The 228-nt window shown below is 74.1% G+C and carries 1 pseudogene; it reads left to right on the top strand.

The window, feature by feature from the left end:
- Positions 1-22 precede the first annotated feature (22 nt).
- Positions 23-228: pseudogene (locus QCD68_RS17350) on the top strand (sensor histidine kinase); the annotation flags it as partial.

Genomic DNA, 228 nt, shown 5'->3' with positions numbered 1-228 from the left:
GGCGCTCCTACCACTCCAGGGGGTGCCGTCGACCGCGAGGCCGATCGCCGGCGGTGACCGTGGCCGGCGCCGCCGCCCGCACCGGGACGACACCGAGATCGGCCGTGTCGCGACCCCGCTCGACACCATGCTCGACGCGGTCGATGGGGCGCACGACCAGGCTGTCCAGGCCCAGCAGCCCCACCCGTCGATCCACTCCGAAGCCGCTAACGAACTCCGCACCCCCGT

Origin of the sequence: Curtobacterium sp. PsM8, from assembly GCF_030433875.1 — a bacterium.
Lineage (GTDB): Bacteria > Actinomycetota > Actinomycetes > Actinomycetales > Microbacteriaceae > Curtobacterium.
The sequence above is the reverse complement of the archived record's forward strand: the minus strand, read 5'-3'. Positions and strand labels throughout refer to the sequence as shown.